Annotated in this window: 17 protein-coding genes; 11 read left to right on the top strand and 6 right to left on the bottom strand. The window is 60.4% G+C overall.

What is annotated here, in order from left to right; translation table 11 throughout:
• The first annotated feature begins 316 nt into the window (after positions 1 to 316).
• The 3 genes from AC0IYH_RS15835 to AC0IYH_RS15825 are packed head-to-tail and all read left to right on the top strand — an operon-like array spanning position 317 to position 2,945.
• On the top strand, positions 317 to 1,756 hold the full coding sequence (locus AC0IYH_RS15835) for a cytochrome ubiquinol oxidase subunit I (protein ID WP_116629337.1): 1,440 nt from the start codon (positions 317 to 319) through the stop codon (positions 1,754 to 1,756).
• A 1-nt stretch (position 1,757) separates the two neighbouring features.
• Positions 1,758 to 2,765, top strand: a complete 1,008-nt coding sequence (gene cydB, locus AC0IYH_RS15830; protein WP_116629336.1) for a cytochrome d ubiquinol oxidase subunit II — start codon at positions 1,758 to 1,760, stop codon at positions 2,763 to 2,765.
• Positions 2,766 to 2,777: 12 nt separating this feature from the next.
• A complete protein-coding gene (locus AC0IYH_RS15825; protein WP_010562540.1) occupies positions 2,778 to 2,945 on the top strand; it encodes a DUF2474 domain-containing protein in 168 nt (55 codons plus the stop codon).
• A gap of 68 nt (positions 2,946 to 3,013) precedes the next feature.
• On the opposite strand, the gene AC0IYH_RS15820 is transcribed toward AC0IYH_RS15825, so the two are convergent.
• Both AC0IYH_RS15820 and AC0IYH_RS15815 read right to left on the bottom strand, forming a co-directional pair.
• Positions 3,014 to 4,138: a methyltransferase gene (locus tag AC0IYH_RS15820; RefSeq protein ID WP_116629335.1), complete on the bottom strand. Its 1,125-nt coding sequence runs from the start codon at positions 4,136 to 4,138 to the stop codon at positions 3,014 to 3,016.
• A 162-nt stretch (positions 4,139 to 4,300) separates the two neighbouring features.
• Entirely contained in the window at positions 4,301 to 5,011 is a 711-nt protein-coding gene (locus tag AC0IYH_RS15815; RefSeq protein ID WP_122774109.1) for a LuxR family transcriptional regulator, read from the bottom strand.
• Positions 5,012 to 5,395: 384 nt separating this feature from the next.
• Between AC0IYH_RS15815 and AC0IYH_RS15810 the strand changes: the two genes are divergently transcribed.
• On the top strand, positions 5,396 to 6,172 hold the full coding sequence (locus AC0IYH_RS15810; RefSeq protein ID WP_471835048.1) for a ferredoxin--NADP reductase: 777 nt from the start codon (positions 5,396 to 5,398) through the stop codon (positions 6,170 to 6,172).
• A gap of 48 nt (positions 6,173 to 6,220) precedes the next feature.
• On the opposite strand, the gene mscL is transcribed toward AC0IYH_RS15810, so the two are convergent.
• Positions 6,221 to 6,637 carry a large-conductance mechanosensitive channel protein MscL gene (mscL, locus tag AC0IYH_RS15805; protein ID WP_116629332.1) on the bottom strand — a complete coding sequence of 139 codons (417 nt, stop codon included), beginning with the start codon at positions 6,635 to 6,637 and terminating at the stop codon, positions 6,221 to 6,223.
• A gap of 287 nt (positions 6,638 to 6,924) precedes the next feature.
• Here mscL and katB point away from each other — a divergent pair, with 287 nt between their 5' ends.
• The 3 genes from katB to radA are packed head-to-tail and all read left to right on the top strand — an operon-like array spanning position 6,925 to position 10,463.
• Entirely contained in the window at positions 6,925 to 8,466 is a 1,542-nt protein-coding gene (katB, locus tag AC0IYH_RS15800) for a catalase KatB (protein WP_116629331.1), read from the top strand.
• Positions 8,467 to 8,521: 55 nt separating this feature from the next.
• Positions 8,522 to 9,061 (top strand): ankyrin repeat domain-containing protein, encoded by a 540-nt coding sequence (locus AC0IYH_RS15795; protein ID WP_116629330.1) that lies wholly within the window; start codon positions 8,522 to 8,524, stop codon positions 9,059 to 9,061.
• A gap of 34 nt (positions 9,062 to 9,095) precedes the next feature.
• Positions 9,096 to 10,463 carry a DNA repair protein RadA gene (gene radA / locus AC0IYH_RS15790; protein WP_038453821.1) on the top strand — a complete coding sequence of 456 codons (1,368 nt, stop codon included), beginning with the start codon at positions 9,096 to 9,098 and terminating at the stop codon, positions 10,461 to 10,463.
• 68 nt (positions 10,464 to 10,531) lie between these two features.
• Here the strand turns inward: radA and AC0IYH_RS15785 are convergent, their stop codons facing one another.
• Complete coding sequence (locus AC0IYH_RS15785) at positions 10,532 to 10,900, bottom strand: PilZ domain-containing protein (RefSeq protein ID WP_116629329.1); 369 nt, start codon at positions 10,898 to 10,900, stop codon at positions 10,532 to 10,534.
• A 174-nt stretch (positions 10,901 to 11,074) separates the two neighbouring features.
• Here AC0IYH_RS15785 and AC0IYH_RS15780 point away from each other — a divergent pair, with 174 nt between their 5' ends.
• From AC0IYH_RS15780 to yjiA, 3 genes are all read left to right on the top strand, one after another.
• A complete protein-coding gene (locus tag AC0IYH_RS15780; RefSeq protein WP_471835044.1) occupies positions 11,075 to 13,141 on the top strand; it encodes a carbon starvation CstA family protein in 2,067 nt (688 codons plus the stop codon).
• Between the two features lie 15 nt (positions 13,142 to 13,156).
• Positions 13,157 to 13,354 carry a YbdD/YjiX family protein gene (locus AC0IYH_RS15775; RefSeq protein ID WP_003194308.1) on the top strand — a complete coding sequence of 66 codons (198 nt, stop codon included), beginning with the start codon at positions 13,157 to 13,159 and terminating at the stop codon, positions 13,352 to 13,354.
• A gap of 134 nt (positions 13,355 to 13,488) precedes the next feature.
• On the top strand, positions 13,489 to 14,448 hold the full coding sequence (gene yjiA, locus AC0IYH_RS15770; protein WP_471835043.1) for a GTPase: 960 nt from the start codon (positions 13,489 to 13,491) through the stop codon (positions 14,446 to 14,448).
• Positions 14,449 to 14,653: 205 nt separating this feature from the next.
• Here yjiA and glyA read toward each other — a convergent pair whose 3' ends face one another.
• Together glyA and AC0IYH_RS15760 are read right to left on the bottom strand one after the other, a co-directional pair.
• Complete coding sequence (gene glyA, locus AC0IYH_RS15765; RefSeq protein ID WP_053137906.1) at positions 14,654 to 15,907, bottom strand: serine hydroxymethyltransferase; 1,254 nt, start codon at positions 15,905 to 15,907, stop codon at positions 14,654 to 14,656.
• A gap of 246 nt (positions 15,908 to 16,153) precedes the next feature.
• A complete protein-coding gene (locus AC0IYH_RS15760) occupies positions 16,154 to 20,005 on the bottom strand; it encodes an EAL domain-containing protein (RefSeq protein ID WP_122774114.1) in 3,852 nt (1,283 codons plus the stop codon).
• A gap of 285 nt (positions 20,006 to 20,290) precedes the next feature.
• Here AC0IYH_RS15760 and ettA point away from each other — a divergent pair, with 285 nt between their 5' ends.
• A complete protein-coding gene (ettA, locus tag AC0IYH_RS15755; RefSeq protein WP_116629325.1) occupies positions 20,291 to 21,955 on the top strand; it encodes an energy-dependent translational throttle protein EttA in 1,665 nt (554 codons plus the stop codon).
• Positions 21,956 to 22,101: the final 146 nt, after the last annotated feature.

The raw sequence follows: 22,101 nt of genomic DNA, 5'->3' as shown, positions 1-22,101 counted from the left end.
GAATTCAGGTCAGGGCTGGAGGGAGCGCCGAGATTATCACTAAGTTGTAACAGATAGTTGCAACAACTGAGCTGAGGCAACCTGTCACGCGGCAAAAGACCACACAACTAGACACAGAAAATGGGACTACTCTTTCAGCAATGCTTGATCCAGATCAAAACCTGCGTGGGGATTGGTCTGGCGGCCTCAGGGCCAGAATCCCTACGTGGTTTGGCTAATAAAAGAAACGAATTGAAATTCGCCACACTCCATATCCGTGGGGGCAGTGGGTGCAGGCTCCCGCCAGCAGCCGGTATTACCTGACAGAGGAAGACTTATGTTCGGTTTGGAGGCGCTAGATCTCGCCCGAATTCAATTCGCATTCACCATCTCGTTCCACATCCTGTTCCCGGCGATCACCATCGGCCTGGCCAGTTACCTCGCGGTGCTGGAGGGCTTGTGGCTCAAGACGCACAACGACACCTACCGTGACCTCTACCATTTCTGGTCGAAGATCTTTGCCGTCAACTTCGGCATGGGTGTGGTCTCCGGGTTGGTGATGGCCTACCAGTTCGGCACCAACTGGAGCCGTTTCTCGGACTTCGCCGGCGCCGTCACCGGGCCGCTTCTTACATACGAAGTGCTTACGGCCTTCTTCCTTGAGGCCGGTTTCCTCGGGGTGATGCTGTTCGGCTGGAACAAGGTGGGGCGCAAGCTGCACTTCTTCTCCACCGTGATGGTGGCCGTCGGCACATTGATCTCGACGTTCTGGATTCTCGCGTCCAACAGCTGGATGCAGACGCCCCAGGGCTTTGAAATCATCGACGGCCGCGTGATTCCCACCGATTGGCTGGCGGTGATCTTCAACCCGTCCTTCCCCTACCGCCTGATGCACATGGCCACGGCAGCTTTCGTGGCCACCGCGTTCTTTGTCGGTTCCTCGGCGGCCTGGCATTTGCTGCGCGGCAAGGACAACCCGGCGATCCGCACCATGCTGTCGATGGCGATGTGGATGGCGTTGATTGTCGCGCCTATCCAGGCGGTGATCGGTGACTTCCACGGCCTCAATACCCTCAAGCACCAGCCGGCGAAAATCGCCGCGATTGAAGGCCACTGGGAAAACAAGGGTGATGAGCCGACCCCGCTGATCCTGTTCGGCTGGCCGGACATGAAGGCCGAGAAAACCAAATACGCGGTCGAGATCCCCTACCTGGGCAGCCTGATCCTCACCCACTCCCTGGATAAACAGGTGCCGGCGCTCAAAGAGTTCCCGCCTGAGGACCGCCCGAATTCGACTATCGTGTTCTGGTCGTTCCGGGTCATGGTCGGCCTGGGCTTCCTGATGATCTTCACCGGTTTGTTCAGCCTGTGGCTGCGCCGTGGCGACAAGATGTACACGTCCAAACCGTTCCTGTACCTGGCGTTGTGGATGGGTCCGTCCGGCCTGATCGCAATTCTGGCCGGCTGGTTTACCACCGAAATCGGCAGGCAGCCGTGGGTCGTGTACGGTTTGATGCGCACGGCGGATGCCTCGTCCGGGCATAGCCTGGCGCAGATGACCATCACCCTGGTGCTGTTCGTGGTGGTGTACTTCGCGCTGTTCGGCGCCGGTTTGGGCTACATGATGCGCCTGGTGCGCAAAGGCCCGCAGACCCACGAAGGCAGCGAGCCGACCCACGGTGGCCCTGGCCAGAAACGCACACCGGCGCGTCCGTTGTCGGCCGCCGATGACAGTGGCGATGACGACCACACCCACATCCAGCACAAGGGGAATTGAGATGGGTATTGATCTTCCGCTGATCTGGGCCGTGATCATCATCTTCGGCATCATGATGTACGTGGTCATGGACGGCTTCGACCTGGGCATCGGCATCCTCTTTCCGTTTATCCCCGGCAAAGTCGACCGCGACGTGATGATGAACACCGTGGCCCCGGTCTGGGACGGCAACGAAACCTGGCTGGTACTCGGTGGCGCGGCGTTGTTTGGCGCGTTCCCGCTGGCATATTCGGTGGTGTTGTCGGCGCTGTACCTGCCGCTGATTTTGATGCTGATCGGGCTGATCTTCCGGGGCGTGGCCTTCGAGTTCCGCTTCAAGGCCAAGGACCACAAGCGTCACCTGTGGGACAAGGCGTTTATCGGCGGCTCGCTGGCGGCGACGTTCTTCCAGGGCGTGGCGCTGGGGGCGTTTATCGACGGCATCCCGGTGGTCGACCGCCAGTTTGCCGGCGGCTCGCTGGACTGGCTCACGCCGTTCACGATGTTCTGCGGCGTGGCGCTGATCGTGGCGTACGCCTTGCTCGGCTGCACCTGGCTGATCATGAAAACCGAAGGCCCATTGCAGGAAAAGATGCACAACCTGGCGCGGCCCTTGGCCTTCGTGGTACTGGCGGTGATTGGTATCGTGAGCATCTGGACCCCGCTGTCGCACCCGGAAATCGCGTCGCGCTGGTTCACCCTGCCCAACCTGTTCTGGTTCCTGCCGGTGCCGATCCTGGTGCTGGTGACCATGTACGGGCTGATCCGCGCGGTGGCTCGCAATGCGCACTACACGCCGTTCCTGCTGACGCTGGTGCTGATTTTCCTCGGCTACAGCGGCCTGGGCATCAGCCTGTGGCCGAACATCATCCCGCCATCCGTGTCGATCTGGGACGCCGCCGCACCGCCGCAGAGCCAGGGCTTCATGCTGGTAGGCACCTTGTTCATCATCCCGTTCATCCTGGGCTACACCTTCTGGAGCTACTACGTGTTCCGCGGCAAGGTCACCCACGAAGACGGTTACCACTAGGAGGGTCGTTTAATGTCCGGCAAACCTACGTTGCACGAGATCGAACAGGCCGAGAAACAGCCGTTGTGGCGGCGCCTGGGTTGGCTGGCGATGATCTGGACCGGCAGTGTGCTGGCCCTGTTTGTCGTGGCCAGCCTGATGCGCATGTTCATGAATGCGGCCGGCTTGACTACCCACTGACATCCCGATCCGGGCTTCACCGCCCGGTTTTCAAGCCCTGCTCTTCTTCTGGAAGGGCAGGGCTTTTTTTATTTGCGCGCTTTGAGAATCACGAACTTCGGCGTGGTGGCGACTTGCTCGACACCCCGGAACAAACGCGCCAGTTTGGTGTGATAACCCAGGTGGCGGTTGCCGACTATATAGAGGGCACCGCCCACCACCAGGGCTGCCCGGGCCTGCTGGAACATGCGCCAGGCGAGGAAGTCGCCGACCACCTGTTGCTGGTGGAACGGCGGGTTGCACAGCACCACGTCCAGCGAGTCGGGTTCCTGGCCGGCCAGGCCATCGGCGGCGCGTACGGCCACTTCACGCGCGCCGAGGGCGGCTTGCCAGTTCTCCAGGGCCGATTGCACGGCCATGTAGGACTCGTCCACCAGCGTGTATTGGGCGTCAGGGTTTTGCAGCGCACTGGCGATCGCCAACACACCATTGCCGCACCCCAGGTCAGCCACCCGCGCGCTGCCGAGGTTTTTCGGCAGGTGCGGCAGGAACGCGCGGGTGCCGATGTCCAGGCTTTCGCGGCAGAACACGTTGGCGTGGTTCAGCAGTTCGATGGCCGGTGCGTCCAGCGTGTAGCGCGTCGGGTAGGGCGAGACGGCGGTAGGGCGATCTTCAACGGTGGCGATCAGCAGGCGGGCTTTCTTGACCGCCAGCGAGGCCTGCATTGGCCCGATGTACTGTTCAAGCAACTCGCCTGCCGCCCGTGGCAGGTGCTTGATCATCGCCCCCGCAATGACTTCTGCGCCCGGCGCCAACTGGCCCTGCAGGCGAATCAGCTGTTCTTCAAGCAACGCCAGGGTCTTGGGCACGCGGATCAGTACGCGGTCGAACGGGCCGACGGGCGCCTGGCTGGCGGGGATAAAAGGCACGGCATCAAAGGCCTTGCCATTGCGTACCAGGTTTTTCTCCAGGCCTTGGGCGGCGAGAAATGAATCGCCGCTGGACGTCACCTGCACCTGGCCTTCAAGGCTGGCGGCCAGGGCGCCGAAGCTGTCATTGAGCACCAGCACACGGGTGGTGGCGCTCGGTTGCTGTTCGGCCAGATAGCTGAGCAGGTACTCGTCGGCGGCGTCGAAGGCTTGCAGCGGATCGTTATGTTGCTCTGGCTGGCGGATCAGATCGAGCTGGGCGAAGGGGCTGTCGAGCAGGGGCATGGCGGGGGAGGCTCTGGGTAATCGATGGGTGTTCGGCAGTCGCCTGCGCAAACCGTCTGAGTGAACGGCGGGCGGCACCCCCAAGGGGGCAGCTCAACACTCAGAATGGGTCGTAAATGTTACTTTTTTTCAGAAGGGATTACATGCGGTCTTTCACGATGCCTAAAACAACCCCGCTTTCGAGGCACTCAACACCGCGGCAATCTTGTTGTTGACCCCAAGCTTCTTGAAGCAACTGCAGATATGAAAGCCCACCGTCCGTTCGGACAGGCACAGGATCGTGGCGATGTCCGCTGCGGTCTTGCCCATGGCCGACCACTTGAGGATTTCCGTTTCCCGTGGCGTCAGTTTGCTGGCCGGGTTGACGCTCGGCTTGTCGGCATAAGTCTGCGCCACTACGGCATGCAGTGCGTGGCATAACCACAGTACCTGGCCGGCCTTTTCGTACAGCTCCTCCGGGCTGACCTCGCCCTTGCTGCGGCCCAGGGTCAGCATGCTGAATACGCCCTGGAAATCATGCACGGCCTGGGTCCAGCCCAGGTGTACACCGAATGATTGGGCCAAGGACCATAAGTTAGGTGTATCTTTAAATGCTTTCTCTTCCCAGATAAGAGGCAACACACAACGCTTGCAATGTTTGACCACTGGATCAACTTCAAAGAAGTGTGCTTGGTTGTAGAGTTTGTTCCATTCATCTGGGTAGTTATTGATATGAATCGGTTTCGTTTGGTTGCTGGGTAGTTGCGAACTCATCGTAAAGGAACAGTATTGGAAGCCGAGTGCGTAGGTGTGGTTGACAGCTATCTCGAAAAGGCTGGTAGCCTCGCTTTCACCTTCCAGTTTGGGGAGCCGTGTATTGCGCCAATTAACCATTGATAACGCTCCATGGGTTTCTCCGTGACATGGGGATACGTCCTCAACTCCCAAAGTCGCACGCAAGTGAGTGTAGGACACGAACTATGTGAGTGGTAGGAGATTTCTTTATTGCGCGGAAGCGTTTTAGCACTTTCCTGCAAGGTTGTTAGTTAGCTTCGTAAGGGAGTAATCGGTTTTTTGCGGTTTTTTAGGGAGTTAAAGGTTGTGTGCCATGCACTTCGAAATATGTTTGTAACTTTCGTAAACGGGGTTAATAGCGAATTGATTAGTAGTGGTATTAAACTGCCATTCTTCTGCTTGCACAGGATGCCACTACAAACCACCGGTGTTTCCGCACGCGACTTTGAGGGACACTAGGGCCCTTGTAGAACGGAGCCCCCCATGACCGCCAGCGCTGAGAAATTTACCCGCCAGACCTTGCTCGATGTGCAATCGCTGACCCCAAGCCTGTTTACGCTGCGCACCACCCGCGACCCGGGTTTTCGGTTTACCGCCGGCCAGTTCGTGCGCCTGGGCGTGACCAAGGCTGATGGCAGTACGGTGTGGCGCGCCTATTCGGTGGTGTCCTCGCCGTTTGACGAGCACCTGGATTTCTTCTCGATTGTGGTCCCCGGCGGGGAATTCACCAGTGAACTGAGCCGCCTGCGGGTCGGCGATACCTTGATGGTGGAGCGCCAGGCCACGGGTTACCTGACGTTGAACCGTTTTGTCGATGGCCGCGACCTGTGGCTGTTGGGCACCGGCACGGGGGTGGCGCCGTTTCTGTCGATGCTGCAGGACTTCGAAGTATGGGAGAAATTCGAGCGCATCGTCCTGGTGTACAGCGCGCGAGAAGCCAAGGAGCTGGCCTACCAAACGCTGATCAAGGAATTGGGTGAGCGTGAGTACCTGGCCGAGTACGCACATAAACTGACCTACATCCCCATCGTCACCCGCGAGCAACACCCCGGCGCCTTGAACGGGCGTATTACCACGTTGATCGAAAACGGTGAGCTGGAGCGCGCCGCTGGTGTCGAACTGAGCCCCGAGCATTCTCGCGTGCTGATTTGCGGCAACCCGCAAATGGTCGATGACACCCGCCAGTTGCTCAAGCAGCGCGACATGCAACTGAGCCTGAGCCGCCGGCCTGGCCAGGTGGCAGTGGAAAACTACTGGTAATAAAAAAGGCGCCTCAATCGGGCGCCTTTTTTTGCCAAGCCTTGCCGGTTAAAGCGGCTTGTCGTTTTGTGCCTTGAGCAGATCGCGGATCTCACCCAGTAACACTTCTTCCTTGGTCGGCACTGGCGGAAGCTTGGGCGCAACGGCCTCTTCGCGCTTCAGGCGGTTGATGACCTTCACACCCATGAAGATCGCAAACGCGACGATCAGGAAGTCCACCACGCTTTGAATGAATTTGCCGTACGCCAACACTACCGCCGGGATATCGCCCTGGGCGGCCTTGAGCGTTATCGCCAAATCGCCGAAATCCACACCACCGATCAGCAGACCCAGGGGGGGCATCACCACGTCGCCTACAAACGAGGAAACAATTTTGCCGAAGGCGGCGCCGATGATGATACCGACGGCCATGTCGACCACATTACCTTTGACCGCGAAGGCCTTGAACTCACTGATCACGCCCATTGGTTATTCCTTGTTACAGATGAGAAGGGTGGGACTCAGTGTAAGTCAGTCATCGCGGGCTTGCCCGACACAACCGTTAACACTGTTAGTTTTTATCGACACATCAAATCGCAAATAGTTTGCAAAGTGCCATCAATCGCGCGCGAATTACTCGTTATTTCAGAGGGTTACCACACTATTTAATTTATCGGGTTGGTATGGCTTTTCTATTTATCTTCTGGCTCCGGGGTCACTAGCCTCTGGCAAGCACAACTGAATGTGCACTAAAAAAACCAGAGGAAACCTCGATGAAAACCCCTACACGCCGTGGGCCAGTTTCAACGCGATATGCGTTAGTTCTGGTAACCGCCAGCCTGCTTTCCCTGTCGGTGCAAGCCGCCAACCTGACCCGCGATAACGGCGCCGCCGTGGGTGACAACCAGAACTCGCAGACCGCCGGTGCCAACGGCCCGGTGCTGCTGCAAGACGTGCAGTTGATCCAGAAACTGCAACGCTTCGACCGCGAACGCATCCCGGAGCGCGTAGTGCATGCCCGTGGCACCGGTGCCCACGGTACGTTCACCGTCACCGACAACCTCAGCGACCTGACCAAGGCCAAGGTGTTTGCCGCCGGCGAAGCCACGCCGGTGTTCGTGCGTTTCTCGGCCGTGGTGCACGGCAACCACTCCCCGGAAACCCTGCGTGACCCGCGCGGTTTTGCCACCAAGTTCTACACCGCCGATGGCAATTGGGACCTGGTGGGCAATAACTTCCCGACGTTCTTTATCCGCGACGCGATCAAATTCCCCGATATGGTCCACGCCTTCAAGCCGGACCCACGCACCAACCTGGATGATGACTCGCGCCGCTTCGACTTTTTCTCACATGTCCCAGAGTCCACTCGCACGCTGACCGAGCTGTATTCCGACTCCGGCACCCCGGCCAGCTACCGGGAAATGGATGGCAATGGCGTGCACGCCTACAAGCTGATCAACGCCAAGGGCGAAGTGCATTACGTCAAGTTCCACTGGAAGAGCCTGCAAGGCATCAAGAACCTCGACCCCAAGCAAGTCACCGAGGTGCAGGGCCGCGACTACAGCCACATGACCAACGACCTGGTCACCCACATCAACACGGGCGACTTCCCCAAGTGGGACCTGTACGTGCAGGTACTCAAGCCTGAGGACCTGGCCAAGTTCGACTTCGACCCGCTGGACGCGACCAAGATCTGGCCGAATGTGCCCGAGCGCAAAGTCGGGCAGATGGTGCTGAACCGCAACCCGGCCAACGTCTTCCAGGAAACCGAGCAAGTGGCCATGGCCCCGGCCAACCTGGTGCCCGGCATCGAGCCGTCCGAGGACCGCCTGCTGCAAGGTCGGGTGTTCTCCTACGCCGATACGCAGATGTATCGCCTGGGCGCCAATGCCCTGCAATTGCCGATCAATGCCCCACGGGTCACCGTCAACAACGGTAACCAGGACGGCGCGATGAATATCGGCAAGACCACCAGCGGCGTGAACTATCAGCCAAGCCGCCTGGAAAACCGCGAAGAGCCGCAAACCGCGCGCTACAGCCAGTCGGCGCTGGCGGGCAGCACCCAGCAGGCGAAGATCCAGCGTGAGCAGAACTTCAAGCAGGCCGGTGATTTGTACCGTTCGTACAGTAAGAAAGAGCGCCAGGACTTGATCGAAAACTTCGGCGGCTCCCTGGCCACCACCGATGACGAGAGCAAGCACATCATCCTGTCGTTTCTCTACAAGGCTGACCCGGAGTACGGCACCGGCGTGGCCAAGGTCGCCAAGGGTGATCTGGCGCGCGTGAAAGCGCTGGCGGAAAAACTCACCGACTAACGTTGGTTTCGGTTGGCGCCCCCTGCGGGCGTCGACCTTTGGCAGGAGAAACACCATGCGAATTTCCATCGGTTTGCTGCTGGCCATGCTGACGTTTGTCGCCCATGCCGAATCCCCTGAGCCGGCTGCGCTCAAGGCCCAGCTCCAGGACTATTACTTCGACGCCGCCCGCCGTGGCGACCTCGACATGCTCAACACCTTTATCGATTCCGGCTACAGCCTCAACACCCAGGACGACAAGGGCTACACCGCGTTGATCCTCGCCGCCTACCACGGTGAAAGCGCCTACGTGGAGCGCTTGCTTGCCGCCGGCGCCGATGCCTGCGTTCAAGACAAACGTGGCAACACCGCCTTGATGGGCGCGATCTTCAAGGGTGAGCTGAAAATCGCCCAGCGTCTGCTGGCCACCGACTGCAACCCCGACCAACGCAACGGCGCCGGGCAGACCGCCGCCATGTACGCCGGGCTGTTCAAGCGCGTCGAGCTGCTGGACGAACTCAAGGCCAAGGGCGCCGACCTCAACGCCGAAGACCCGATCGGCAACAGTGCTTCACGATTGGCCAGCGGTGAAATCCGGACCCCGGCGTCGCGCTGAGCTATCATCGCGGTTTTCGGTTGGAGGTTCTCAGATGGCAAAGGCCAAGCGCATGTACGGCTGCACGGAGTGCGGCGCGACCTTTCCCAAGTGGGCCGGCCAATGCACCGAATGCGGCGCGTGGAACACCCTGACGGAAACCATGATCGAAAGCGGCGGCGCCGCGGCCCCCACCGGCCGTGCCGGCTGGACCGGGCAACAGGCGCAGATCAAGACCCTGGCCGAGGTCAGCGTCGAAGAGATCCCGCGTTTCTCCACCGCGTCCGGCGAGTTGGACCGCGTACTCGGCGGCGGCCTGGTGGACGGCTCGGTGGTGCTGATCGGCGGTGATCCCGGCATCGGCAAGTCGACCATCCTGCTGCAAACCCTGTGCAGCATCGCCAGCCGCATGCCGGCGCTGTATGTCACCGGCGAAGAATCCCAGCAGCAAGTCGCCATGCGCGCCCGTCGCTTGGGCCTGCCCCAGGACCAGCTGCGGGTCATGACCGAAACCTGCATCGAAAGTATCATCGCCACGGCGCGTATCGAAAAGCCCAAGGTCATGGTGATCGATTCGATCCAGACGATTTTCACCGAGCAACTGCAATCGGCGCCGGGCGGCGTGTCCCAGGTGCGCGAAAGTGCGGCACTGCTGGTGCGCTATGCCAAGCAGAGCGGCACGGCGATTTTCCTGGTCGGCCACGTGACCAAAGAGGGCGCCCTGGCCGGCCCGCGGGTGTTGGAGCATATGGTCGACACCGTGCTGTATTTCGAGGGTGAGTCCGACGGCCGCCTGCGCCTGCTGCGCGCGGTCAAAAATCGCTTCGGCGCCGTCAACGAACTGGGTGTGTTTGCCATGACTGACCGGGGGCTGAAAGAAGTCTCCAACCCTTCGGCGATTTTTCTTACCCGCGCCCAGGAAGAAGTCCCAGGCAGTGTGGTGATGGCGACGTGGGAAGGTACCCGCCCCATGCTGGTCGAAGTGCAGGCGCTGGTGGATGACAGCCACTTGGCCAACCCGCGTCGGGTCACCCTCGGCCTTGACCAGAATCGCCTGGCGATGCTGCTCGCGGTACTGCACCGGCATGGCGGCATCCCCACCCACGACCAGGACGTGTTTCTCAACGTGGTCGGCGGGGTCAAGGTGCTGGAGACGGCGTCCGACCTGGCGTTGATGGCAGCGGTGATGTCCAGCCTGCGTAACCGGCCGTTGCCTCATGATTTGCTGGTGTTTGGTGAGGTTGGCCTGTCGGGTGAGGTGCGGCCAGTGCCGAGTGGCCAGGAGCGCTTGAAGGAAGCGGCCAAGCATGGCTTCAAGCGGGCGATCGTGCCTAAGGGTAATGCGCCGAAGGAGTCGCCACCGGGCATCACGATTATTGGGGTTACGCGCCTGGAGCAGGCGTTGGATGCATTGTTCGAGTAATCAGCAACACTAGCAATTCAAATGTGGGAGGGGGCAAGCCCCCTCCCACATTTGAATTGTGTTGGCTGTTAGATTTCCAACAAAGCCGCCAACTCGCGGTGCAGTTCTTCCTCATCCCCCAGGTTCAACTCGATCAACCGCCGCAAATGGCTGATCGACTCCAGGTCAATGTGCTCGCACACAAACCCCAGTTGCCCATGATCGTCATGGGTCAACCGCACCTGCATTTTTATATGCGCCTGTGGGTCCAGACGAATATCCACATCAAACGGCGCCTTGCCATTGCCCCGCCAGTCGTCGGGGCGCTGCACCAGCAAACCCTTGAGCGATAAATCCACCAATTGCACCGGCCAATTCCAGCCGTCTTGCGCGATGGTGGTGCGGGCATCGAAGGCAATACGCCGGAAACGGCGGCGGTCAGACGGGTGCTCGGTCATGGTGAAACCCTCTGTGGATAAAGGGATTGTAGCCCTAAGCCATCATCGGGCATTTATTTCAGCTTTTTTTGCCCCGGCAAGGCTCTAGACCAACGTAGGGGGGTGGTCTTTGGGGCCAACAGCGCTAAACTCGGACTGGCTGTCCTTTCTGTCCACCCTGGCTGGAATATAAAAATGAAAAATAATAATAGCCTGCTACGCCACCTACCCTGGCTGGTGCTGGCAATCGTAGGAGCGTGCGCCCTTGGCGTAGTGGCCTTGCGCCGCGGCGAGGCGATCAACGCCTTGTGGATTGTGGTTGCCGCGGTGGCCATTTATCTGGTCGCGTACCGTTACTACAGTCTGTTCATCGCTAACAACGTGATGCAACTCGATCCACGGCGGGCCACCCCCGCAGTGATCAACAACGACGGTCTGGACTATGTGCCGACCAACAAACACATCCTTTTCGGTCACCACTTTGCGGCGATTGCCGGGGCAGGCCCGTTGGTCGGCCCGGTACTGGCGGCGCAGATGGGCTACCTGCCCGGTACGCTCTGGCTGATTGCCGGCGTGGTGCTGGCCGGCGCGGTGCAGGATTTCATGATCCTGTTCCTGTCCACCCGTCGCAACGGCCGTTCCCTGGGGGATATGGTCCGCGAAGAAATGGGCCGCATTCCCGGTACCATCGCGCTGTTTGGCTGCTTCCTGATCATGATCATCATCCTCGCGGTGCTGTCGCTGATCGTGGTCAAGGCCCTGGCCGAGAGCCCGTGGGGCATCTTCACGGTGATGGCGACCATCCCGATCGCGATGTTCATGGGCGTCTACATGCGCTACATCCGCCCAGGCCGCATCGGCGAAATCTCGATCATCGGCGTGTTGTTGCTGCTGGGTTCGATCTGGTTGGGCGGGCAGATTGCCGCTGATCCAGTGTGGGCAAAAGCGTTTACCTTCACCGGTATCCAGATCACCTGGATGCTGGTCGGTTACGGGTTCGTGGCTGCGGTATTGCCGGTGTGGCTGATCCTCGCCCCGCGTGACTACCTGTCTACGTTCCTGAAAATCGGCACCATCATTGCCCTGGCAATCGGCATCCTGATCACCATGCCCGACCTGAAAATGCCGGCGTTGACTCAGTTTATCGATGGCACCGGCCCTGTGTGGAAGGGCGGCCTGTTCCCGTTCCTGTTCATCACCATCGCCTGTGGCGCGGTATCGGGTTTCCACGCACTGATTTCCTCGGGCACCACGCCCAAGCTGTTGGCCAATGAAGCACACTCGCGCTACATCGGTTATGGCGGCATGTTGATGGAGTCGTTCGTGGCCATCATGGCCATGGTTGCCGCCTCGGTGATCGAGCCAGGCGTGTACTTCGCCATGAACAGTCCGGCTGCCGTGGTCGGTTCGGACGTGGTGACCGTTGCACAAACCGTCAGCAGTTGGGGTTTCGCAATAACCCCGGAAGCGCTGCAAGCGGTGGCCCACGATATTGGCGAAACCACCATCCTGGCGCGTGCCGGCGGTGCACCGACCCTGGCCGTAGGTATCGCGCAGATCCTGCACAGTGTGTTGCCGGGTGAAAACACCATGGCTTTCTGGTACCACTTTGCGATCCTGTTCGAAGCGCTGTTCATCCTGACTGCGGTTGACGCCGGCACCCGTGCCGGTCGCTTCATGCTCCAGGACTTGTTGGGATCCTTCGTGCCGGCGCTCAAACGCACCGAGTCCTGGACCGCCAACCTGATCGCGACCGCAGGCTGCGTGGCGATGTGGGGTTACTTGTTGTACCAAGGTGTAATCGACCCACTGGGCGGCATCAACACCTTGTGGCCGCTGTTCGGCATCTCCAACCAGATGCTGGCCGGTATCGCGCTGATGCTCGCCACGGTTGTGCTGATCAAAATGAAACGCCAGCGCTACATTTGGGTGACCATGCTGCCGGCGGTCTGGCTGTTGATCTGCACCGTGACCGCAGGCTTCATCAAATTGTTCGACGCGAACCCGGCGATTGGCTTCCTGTCGCTGGCCAAGAAGTACAGCGATGCATTGGCCAACGGGCAGATCCTTGCGCCGGCGAAGAGCATCGACCAGATGCAGCACGTCATCTGGAACGCCTACACCAACGCGACATTGACCGTACTGTTCCTGTTCGTGGTCTTCAGCATCCTGTTCTATGCGCTCAAAGTCGGCGTCGCCGCCTGGGGCAACAAAGAGCGTACGGATAAAGAAGCCCCATTCCAGGCGGTACCGGACGCTTAATCGAGGGTTGCAACCATGTTCAATGACATCAGTCGCCTCGGTAAATACCTCGGTCAGGCCGCGCGCCTGATGGTCGGCATGCCCGACTACGACACCTACGTCGAGCATATGCAAACCAAACACCCGGACAAGCCGGTGATGGACTACAAGGCGTTCTTCCGCGAACGCCAGGAAGCCCGTTACGGCGGCAAGGGTGGGCCCAAGTGCTGTTGATTTAATGTAACTCCCCTGTGGGAGGGGGCTTGCTCCCGATAGCGGTGTATCAGTGACACATCAGTGCCTGACACACTGCTATCGGGGCAAGCCCCCTCCCACATTTGTTTTTGTGTTCCTTCAAGGAGAATATTTTGTCCTCTCCCATTCCGGTAACCGTCCTCAGCGGCTTCCTCGGCGCCGGCAAGACCACCTTGCTGCGCCACCTGCTCAAGGCCGAGCACGGTCTTAAAATCGCGGTGATCGAAAACGAATTCAGCGACGCCGGTATCGACACCCAGCTGTTGGGCGCCGAGCCGGTGCAAGTCATGACTCTCTCCAACGGCTGCGTGTGCTGCACCATCCACACCGACCTGACCAAGGCCCTCTACCTGCTGCTCGAACGCCTGGACAGCGGCGAGATCGCCTTCGACCGCCTGGTGATCGAGTGCACCGGCCTGGCCGACCCGGCGCCCGTGGCTCAGACCTTTTTCATCGATGAAGACCTGCGCGAGCGCTACATCCTCGACGGCATCATCACCCTGGTGGACGCCGCCCACGCCGAGCACCACCTGACCCAGACCATCGCCCAGGCCCAGATCGGCTTTGCCGACCGCCTGCTGGTGAGCAAGCGCGACCTGGTCGACGACGCCACCTTCGACGCCCTCAGCGAGCGCCTCACGCGCATCAACCGGCGCGCGCCGATTCGCGTGGTGGACCACGGCAACATCGACCTGGCCGAACTGCTCGATGTGCGCGGCTTCAACCTCAACGCCGGCATGAGCCTGCGCCCGGTCAGCGCCGCGCCGTCCATCGACCGCATCTCCAGCCTGGTGCTGCGCACCGACCAGCCGCTGGATATCGACCGCCTCAGCGAGTTCATGAACGAACTGCTCGAGGACCATGGCAAGCAACTGCTGCGCTACAAGGGCGTGCTGAACATTACCGGCGAAGACCGGCGCATGGTGTTCCAGGGCGTGCTGAAACTTTACGGCTTCGACTGGGACACCGAATGGGCCGAGGGCGAAGCGCGGGAAAGTGTGATCGTGTTTATTGCCGATGAGTTGCCGGAAGACAAGATTCGCGAAGGCTTTGCCAAGGTCTACCAACCCTGACCTGACCTGACCTGACTGACTTGAAATGCAATCAAATGTGGGAGGGGGCTTGCCCCCGATGAGGGTGTGTCAGTGGCCTATAAGTGCCTGACACACTGCTATCGGGAGCAAGCCCCCCTCCCACATTTTTTAACCGCATTTCAAATTGGAACAGGCATAAAAAAGCCCGGCTCAAGAGCCGGGCTTTTCATTCAAGCACCTGCAATCAAGCGCCGTATACCGGCAGCTTCTTGCAGATGGCCTTGACCTTCTCACGCACCGCATCAATCACGGCTTCGTTGTTCAGGTCTGCCAGGATGTCGCAGATCCAGCCGGCCAGTTCCTTGCACTCTGCTTCTTTAAAGCCACGCGTGGTCACAGCCGGGGTGCCGAAGCGCAGGCCGGAGGTGACGAACGGCGAACGTGGGTCGTTCGGCACGGAGTTTTTGTTCACGGTGATGAAGGCTTTGCCCAGGGCAGCGTCAGCATCTTTACCGGAGATGTCCTGCTTGATCAGCGAGAGCAGGAACAGGTGGTTTTCAGTACCGCCGGACACCACGTCAAAGCCGCGCTCGATGAACACGCTGGCCATGGTCTGGGCGTTCTTGACCACTTGTTGCTGGTAAGTCTTGAACTCAGGCTGCAGCGCTTCCTTGAAGCAGATCGCTTTGGCGGCGATCACGTGCTCCAGCGGGCCACCCTGGGCGCCCGGGAATACGGCGGAGTTCAGCTTCTTCTCGATCTCGGCATTCGCGCGCGCCAGGATCAGGCCGCCACGTGGACCGCGCAGGGTCTTGTGGGTAGTGGTGGTCACTACGTCAGCGAAAGGCACCGGGTTCGGGTAGACGCCAGCGGCGACCAGACCGGCCACGTGAGCCATGTCCACGAACAGGTAGGCGCCCACTTTGTCGGCGATGGCGCGAAAGCGTGGGAAATCCAGGATCTGCGAGTAGGCAGAGAAACCGGCCACGATCATTTTTGGCTTGTGCTCAACCGCCAGGCGCTCGACTTCGTCGTAGTCGATCAGGCCGTTGGCATCGATACCGTATTGAACGGCGTTGTACAGCTTGCCGGAGGACGAAACGCTGGCGCCGTGGGTCAGGTGACCGCCGTGGGCCAGGCTCATGCCCAGGATGGTGTCGCCGCCTTGCAGCAGGGCCAGGTACACGGCGCTGTTGGCTTGGGAGCCGGCGTGCGGCTGAACGTTGGCGTAATCGGCGCCGAACAGCTCTTTTGCACGGTCGATGGCCAGTTGCTCAACCACGTCGACGTATTCGCAGCCGCCGTAGTAACGCTTGCCTGGGTAGCCTTCGGCGTACTTGTTGGTCAGGACCGAGCCTTGAGCCTCCATCACCGCAGGGCTGGTGTAGTTTTCCGAAGCGATCAGCTCGATGTGCTCTTCCTGGCGCACGGCTTCTTGCTCCATGGCGGCGAAGAGATCGGCGTCGTACTTGGCAATAGTCAAATCACGGCTGAACATGGCGGTCCTCAAGGATCGGGGGCAGAAAAGGAGGGCATTCTAACCCAATGGGTTTTAGATGGCATATGAAAGGACATCATGTCGCGGACAAGTGGGATTCACTTGGGGATGAGCGGTGGCTGTGCGGGCCTCATCGGGGGCAAGTCGAATCGTCGCACCGCCCCTCCCACCTTTTAACTTGTGAATCCATTCAAATGTGGGAGGGGGCTTGCCCCCGATGAGGCCAGTGGCCTCAACCCAAAAACCTCAGTCAAACATGAACAACGCATCATTACTGAACTGCGCCTCAAACCGATTCGCCGGCATCGGCCGCCCAAACAGATACCCCTGCACCTCGTCACACCCATGCTCACGCAGGAAGTCCAGCTGCTCATGGGTTTCCACGCCCTCGGCGATCACCGCCAGGTTCAGGCTGTGGGCCATGGCGATAATCGCGCGGGCGATCTGCGCGTCCTGCTCGCCGGACGGCAGGCCGTCGACGAAGGTGCGGTCGATTTTCAGCACGTCGATAGGGAATTGCTTGAGGTAGTTGAGCGACGAATAGCCGGTGCCGAAGTCGTCCACCGCAATGCTCAGGCCCAGGTTTTTCAGGCTGTCGAGGATATGCATGGCTTCGTTGACTTCGCGCATCAGGATACTTTCGGTCAGCTCCAGCTCCAGGCACGCCGGCGGCAGGCCGGTGTCTTCGAGAATGGTGGCGATGCGCGTACCCAACTGGCCGTCGGAGAACTGCCGCGCGGAGATGTTCACCGAGACTTTCGGCACGCGCACCTTGTTCTGGTGCCAGGTCTTGAGCTGACGGCAGGCCTCGCTGATCACCCAGTCGCCGACGTCCACCACCAGGCCCAACTCCTCCAGCACCGGGATAAAGTCCCCCGGTGGCACCAGCCCGCGACGCGGGTGGCGCCAGCGCAGCAGGGCTTCGGCGCCGGTCAGGCGTTTGCCGTCGCCGCTGAACTGCGGCTGGTAATAAAGCACGAATTCGTTCTGGTCCAGGGCGTGGCGCAGGTCGCTTTCCAGCTCCAGGCGTTCCAGGGCGCTGGCGTTCATGTCGGCCTGGTAGAACTGGAAGTTGTTCTTGCCGCGTTCCTTGGCGTGATACATCGCCGTGTCGGCGTTTTTCATCAGCTGGCTCAGCTCGTTGCCGTCCTGAGGGCTTAGGGCGATGCCGATACTGGCGGTCACAAAGAACTCGCGGCCTTCCAATACAAAGGGTTTCACCAGGCTGGCGAGGATCTGCTCGGCCACGTGGATCGCGCGGTTCAGCGCCATTTCGCGGCTGACCCGCGGTTGCAGCAGCAGGGTGAACTCGTCGCCACCCATGCGCGCCACGGTGTCGTCTTCGGCCACGCAACCGAGCAGGCGCGTGGCCATTTCCTTGAGCATGCGGTCGCCGGCGGCGTGGCCCAGGGAGTCGTTGATCGGCTTGAAGCGGTCGAGGTCGAGGAACATCAGCACCACCCACGACTTCTGCCGCTCGGCCGACTGCAACGCGGTGTGCAGGCGGTCCTGGAACAGCGTGCGGTTGGGCAGGTGGGTCAGGGCGTCGTAATAGGCCAGGCGGTGGATGCGCTGTTCGCTGGCCTTGCGCTCGCTGATATCGCTGAAGAAACACACGTAGCTGGCCAGGTCGCCTTCATCGTCGAACACGGCGGTAATGCCGACCCAGGCCGGGTAATGCTCGCCGTTGCGGCGCTTGAGCCACACTTCGCCTTCCCAGGTGCTGTGCTGGTGCAGTTGCTTGAGCACGTAGCGCAGGTGGGCTTCCTGCTGTTCGTCGACGGTGAGCATGTTCGGCAACTGGTCGAGTACATCCGCCACCTCATAACCACTGACGCGGCTGAACGCCTCGTTGGCCTGCACGATATAGCCGGCCGGGTCGGTGATCAAAATCGCCGAGGTAGAGTGCTCGAATACCGTGGCCGCCATGCGCAGGTCTTTCTCGGCGCGGCGCTGCTGGCTGATGTCACGGCCCACACCGAGGATGCCCTCGAACGCGCCGTGTTCGTCCCACACCAGCACCAGGCGCAATTCGATCGGTACCTTGCGGCCGTCGGCGCGCAGGCAGTCGAACAGGTACAGCTGGGTCTGCACTTCATCACGCAGTTTATTCAGCGCCTCGGCGTCGCCCAGCGCGCGGCTGACCTGTTCCACCAGGCTGTAGATACCGGCCAGTTGCTGCGGGTTGGCGATGATCGACTGCCAACCGTTCTTGAGCACCCAGTCGACGTCGTAACCCAGCACGGCGTTGACCGACGGGCTGATGTAGTTGAGGGCCAACTGGCTGTCGGTGGAGCAGATCACGTCGCTGATGCTTTCGGCCAGCATGCGGTAGCGTTGCTCGCTGTCGCGCAGGGATTCGCTGGCTTCGATCTGGTCGGTGATGTCCTTGGCCACGCCGATGATGCGTGTGACTTGCGTGCTCTTGTCCCGCGCCAGGGCCTGCTCGCGGATATCAAAGCGCCGCCACTGGTTATTGCGATGACGGAAGCGCAGCTGGCATTGCAGCTGGGTGGCGTAGCCGACATCGCGCTGTTGCTGGCGCAGGTCGTGGTAATGCTCGGCGTCGTCGGGGTGCAGCAGGATTTCCCAGAAGTACTCGCCCATTTGCTGCAGTTCGGCTTTGTTATAGCCGAGGGTGTGGCCCAAATGGTGGTTGCTGAAAATCATGCGTTGGCTGATCACGTCCTGCACATACAGGTGGTCGGGCACAGTGCGCACCACGTCCGACCAGAAACTCTCACGCTCCACCAGCGACAGCTCGATCAGCTTGCGGCTGGTGATATCACTGATGCTGAGGATCACTGCCTTGAAATCGTCCTGTTGCTCCGGCAGGCGCATCACCAGCCACAGGTACTGCTCGTTGCCGGCCACGTCCTTGAGCTGGATTTCCAGCTCCAGCTGGTTCTGTTGGGTAAGGACAGCGTCGAGGATCTGGTAGCCGATGGACGTCGCGTTGCGCGGGCAGTCGTCGATCAGGCGTTCCCAGGCTTCGTCGCAGGAACCCACGTTCAACAGGCGCACCGCCACCTGGTTGACCTCGGTGATGCGCAGCTCCTTGAGCAGTTGCTGGCGCTCGATAGGGTTGTCGCGCAGCCAGGCTTGCAGTTGCTCGCGGGTCTGCAGTTGCGCCTTGTCGAAGCACGCATTCAGGCCCGACAGATCGAGCACGCACAGGGCCACGCCGGTGCCTTCGAAAATATCCTGGTAACGCCGCCGGCCTTCATGCACCTGGCGCTGGCGGCGGCGCATGTTCAGCAGCACGATCACCGGGATCAGCGAAAACGCCAGGCCCAGCAGGCATTTGCCGATAAACGCCGGCAGCAGTTGCTCCAGCACGGCAGTGCGGTCGAACAGCCCGCGCAATTGCCAGTCGCTTTTGCTCAGGGGCGTGACCAGTACGCTTTTATTCAGTTCGTCCGGGGTGAGCGCGCCGGCCCACTGGGCGGGCATGCCGCTATCACGGCTGATCACGCGGTGGTTCAGGCGATTCTCGATAACCCACAGCGGGCGCTGGCCCTGTCCATCCTGGCGGGTGAGGTTGGTCAGGTAGTTAGGCGCCAGGCGCAATACCCAATACACCCGTGAGCCGCCGCTGGGCTGGTGCAGCAATAGATAGATAAGCGTGCCGTCGGCGTTGTTGCTCAGGTAGTAGGACTGCGAATGGCTGCGCTGCACCAGTTCTTCAAGCCAGGCGCTGTCCTGGCTGTCGCTGGCGCTGTCACTGATCATCGCCCCGCTGGGGGCGAGCAGGGCGATGCTGCGCAACTCCGGCAGCGAGCGCTGCAGGGTGCGCATCAGGGCCTGCTGCTGTTCGCTGTCGCGCGGCGGCTCGACCATCGGCAGCAGGTTGAGGGCGATTTTTGCGCTCAGGGCCATGTTCAGGCTGATCTGTTCAGCCAGGTCGGCGCTGTAGTCGATGGTGTATTGCTGCTGGTTTTTCTGGTTCTGCTGCAGCTGGTCCAGCAGTTGCCAGAACAATAACGCGAGCAGCATGAGGACAAGCGTCGCCAATGCGCCTTTGAAGGTGCCGTGCAGGGGCGCTCCCGGCGCTATGTGAGCGGCGCGCAGGGGAGTTGGCGGCGTGACTTTGGACAAGCTGTGATCCTGCGGTTTGGCTGGACTGGCGCGCGACGTGCACTATAAGCCGGACGCCCGGAGGGCGGCTAGCATGCCTTGACTTGTGGCAAAGTGCCAGCCCCGCCTGGCTGGACTGACCAAGCGCATTCAGGTAGCTTTGCCTGTTACGCGAGGGCGTTCCAGCCCCAGACATTCAGGCTTTTTCCGCACGCAGGCATTGATGATCATCAACGGCCCGCGCCGCGCATGGCCTGGCACGGGTTTCGCCCGCTCAATTCATCAGTCACTGACGCTAGGTTTACCATGGCTCAATACGTATTCACCATGCATCGGCTGGGAAAAGTTGTTCCGCCGAAGCGGGAAATCCTTAAAAACATTTCGCTGTCCTTCTTCCCTGGCGCCAAGATCGGCGTGCTCGGCCTCAACGGTTCGGGTAAGTCCACGCTGCTGAAAATCATGGCTGGCGTCGACACCGAGTTCGAAGGCGAAGCCCGCCCGATGCCCGAACTGAACATCGGCTACCTGCCGCAAGAGCCGATCCTGGACCCGACCAAGACCGTGCGTGAAGTGGTCGAGGAAGCCGTGGCGGTGATCAAGAACGCCCAGGCGCGCCTGGACGAGGTCTACGCCGCCTACGCCGAAGAAGATGCCGACTTCGACAAACTGGCCGCCGAACAGGCCAAGCTCGAAGCCATCCTGCAGGCTGGCGACGGTCACAACCTGGAGCGCCAGCTGGAAGTCGCCGCCGACGCGCTGCGCCTGCCGGCTTGGGACGCCAAGGTCGAATTCCTGTCCGGTGGTGAAAAGCGCCGTGTGGCCCTGTGCCGCCTGCTGCTGTCGGCTCCCGACATGCTGCTGCTCGATGAACCGACCAACCACTTGGACGCCGATTCCGTCGCCTGGCTGGAGCACTTCCTGCACGATTTCCCGGGCACCGTGGTTGCGATCACGCACGACCGCTACTTCCTGGACAACGTCGCCGGCTGGATCCTCGAGCTCGACCGTGGCGCCGGTATCCCTTACGAGGGCAACTACTCCGGTTGGCTGGAAGCCAAGTCCGACCGTCTGGCCGCCGAATCCAAGCAGCAATCGGCCCACGAAAAAGCCATGAAGGAAGAACTGGAGTGGGTGCGCAAAGGCGCCAAGGCCCGCCAGTCCAAATCCAAGGCTCGTCTGCAACGCTTTGAAGAAATGCAGTCGCAGGAATTCCAGAAGCGCAGCGAAACCAACGAGATCTACATCCCGGCCGGCCCGCGTCTGGGTGACAAGGTTATCGAGTTCAAGAACGTTTCCAAAGGTTACGGCGACCGCGTGTTGATCGACAACCTGTCGTTCTCCATGCCAAAAGGCGCGATCGTCGGCGTTATCGGTGGTAACGGTGCGGGTAAGTCCACACTGTTCCGCATGCTGATGGGCAAGGAAACCCCGGATTCGGGCACCATCGAAGTCGGCGAAACCGTGCAACTGGCCTGTGTGGACCAGAGCCGCGAAGACCTCGACGGCAGCAAGACGGTGTTCCAGCAGATTTCCGACGGCTCCGACCAGATCCGCATCGGCAACTATGAAATCCCGTCGCGCACCTATGTCGGCCGTTTCAACTTCAAGGGCGGCGACCAGCAGAAGTTCGTCAAGGACCTGTCCGGTGGTGAGCGCGGTCGCTTGCACCTGGCCCTGACCCTGAAAGAGGGCGGCAATGTGCTGCTGCTCGACGAACCGTCCAACGACCTCGACGTTGAAACCCTGCGTTCCCTGGAAGAAGCCCTGCTGGACTTCCCGGGCGCCGCCATTGTGATCTCTCACGATCGGTGGTTCCTTGACCGTGTGGCCACCCACATCCTGGCGTACGAAGACGACTCGCAAGCGGTGTTCTTCGAAGGCAACTACACCGAGTACGAAGCCGACCGTAAAAAGCGCCTTGGCGATGCTGCTGCCCAACCGCACCGTGTACGCCACAAAAAACTCGCCTGATCCAGGTTGGTTTTAAAAAAGCGGAGCCTTCGGGCTCCGTTTTTTTTGCCTTCAATGTGGGAGGGGGCTTGCCACCGATAGCTATTTATCTGTTGGTGCATCTGCCTGATTTGAAATCCCCTTTTAAGTGCATAAACCCCGGTAAA

The organism is Pseudomonas sp. AC463 (genome assembly GCF_979253585.1).
Note: the sequence above shows the minus strand (reverse complement) of the source record. Positions and strands in the feature narration are given on the sequence as shown.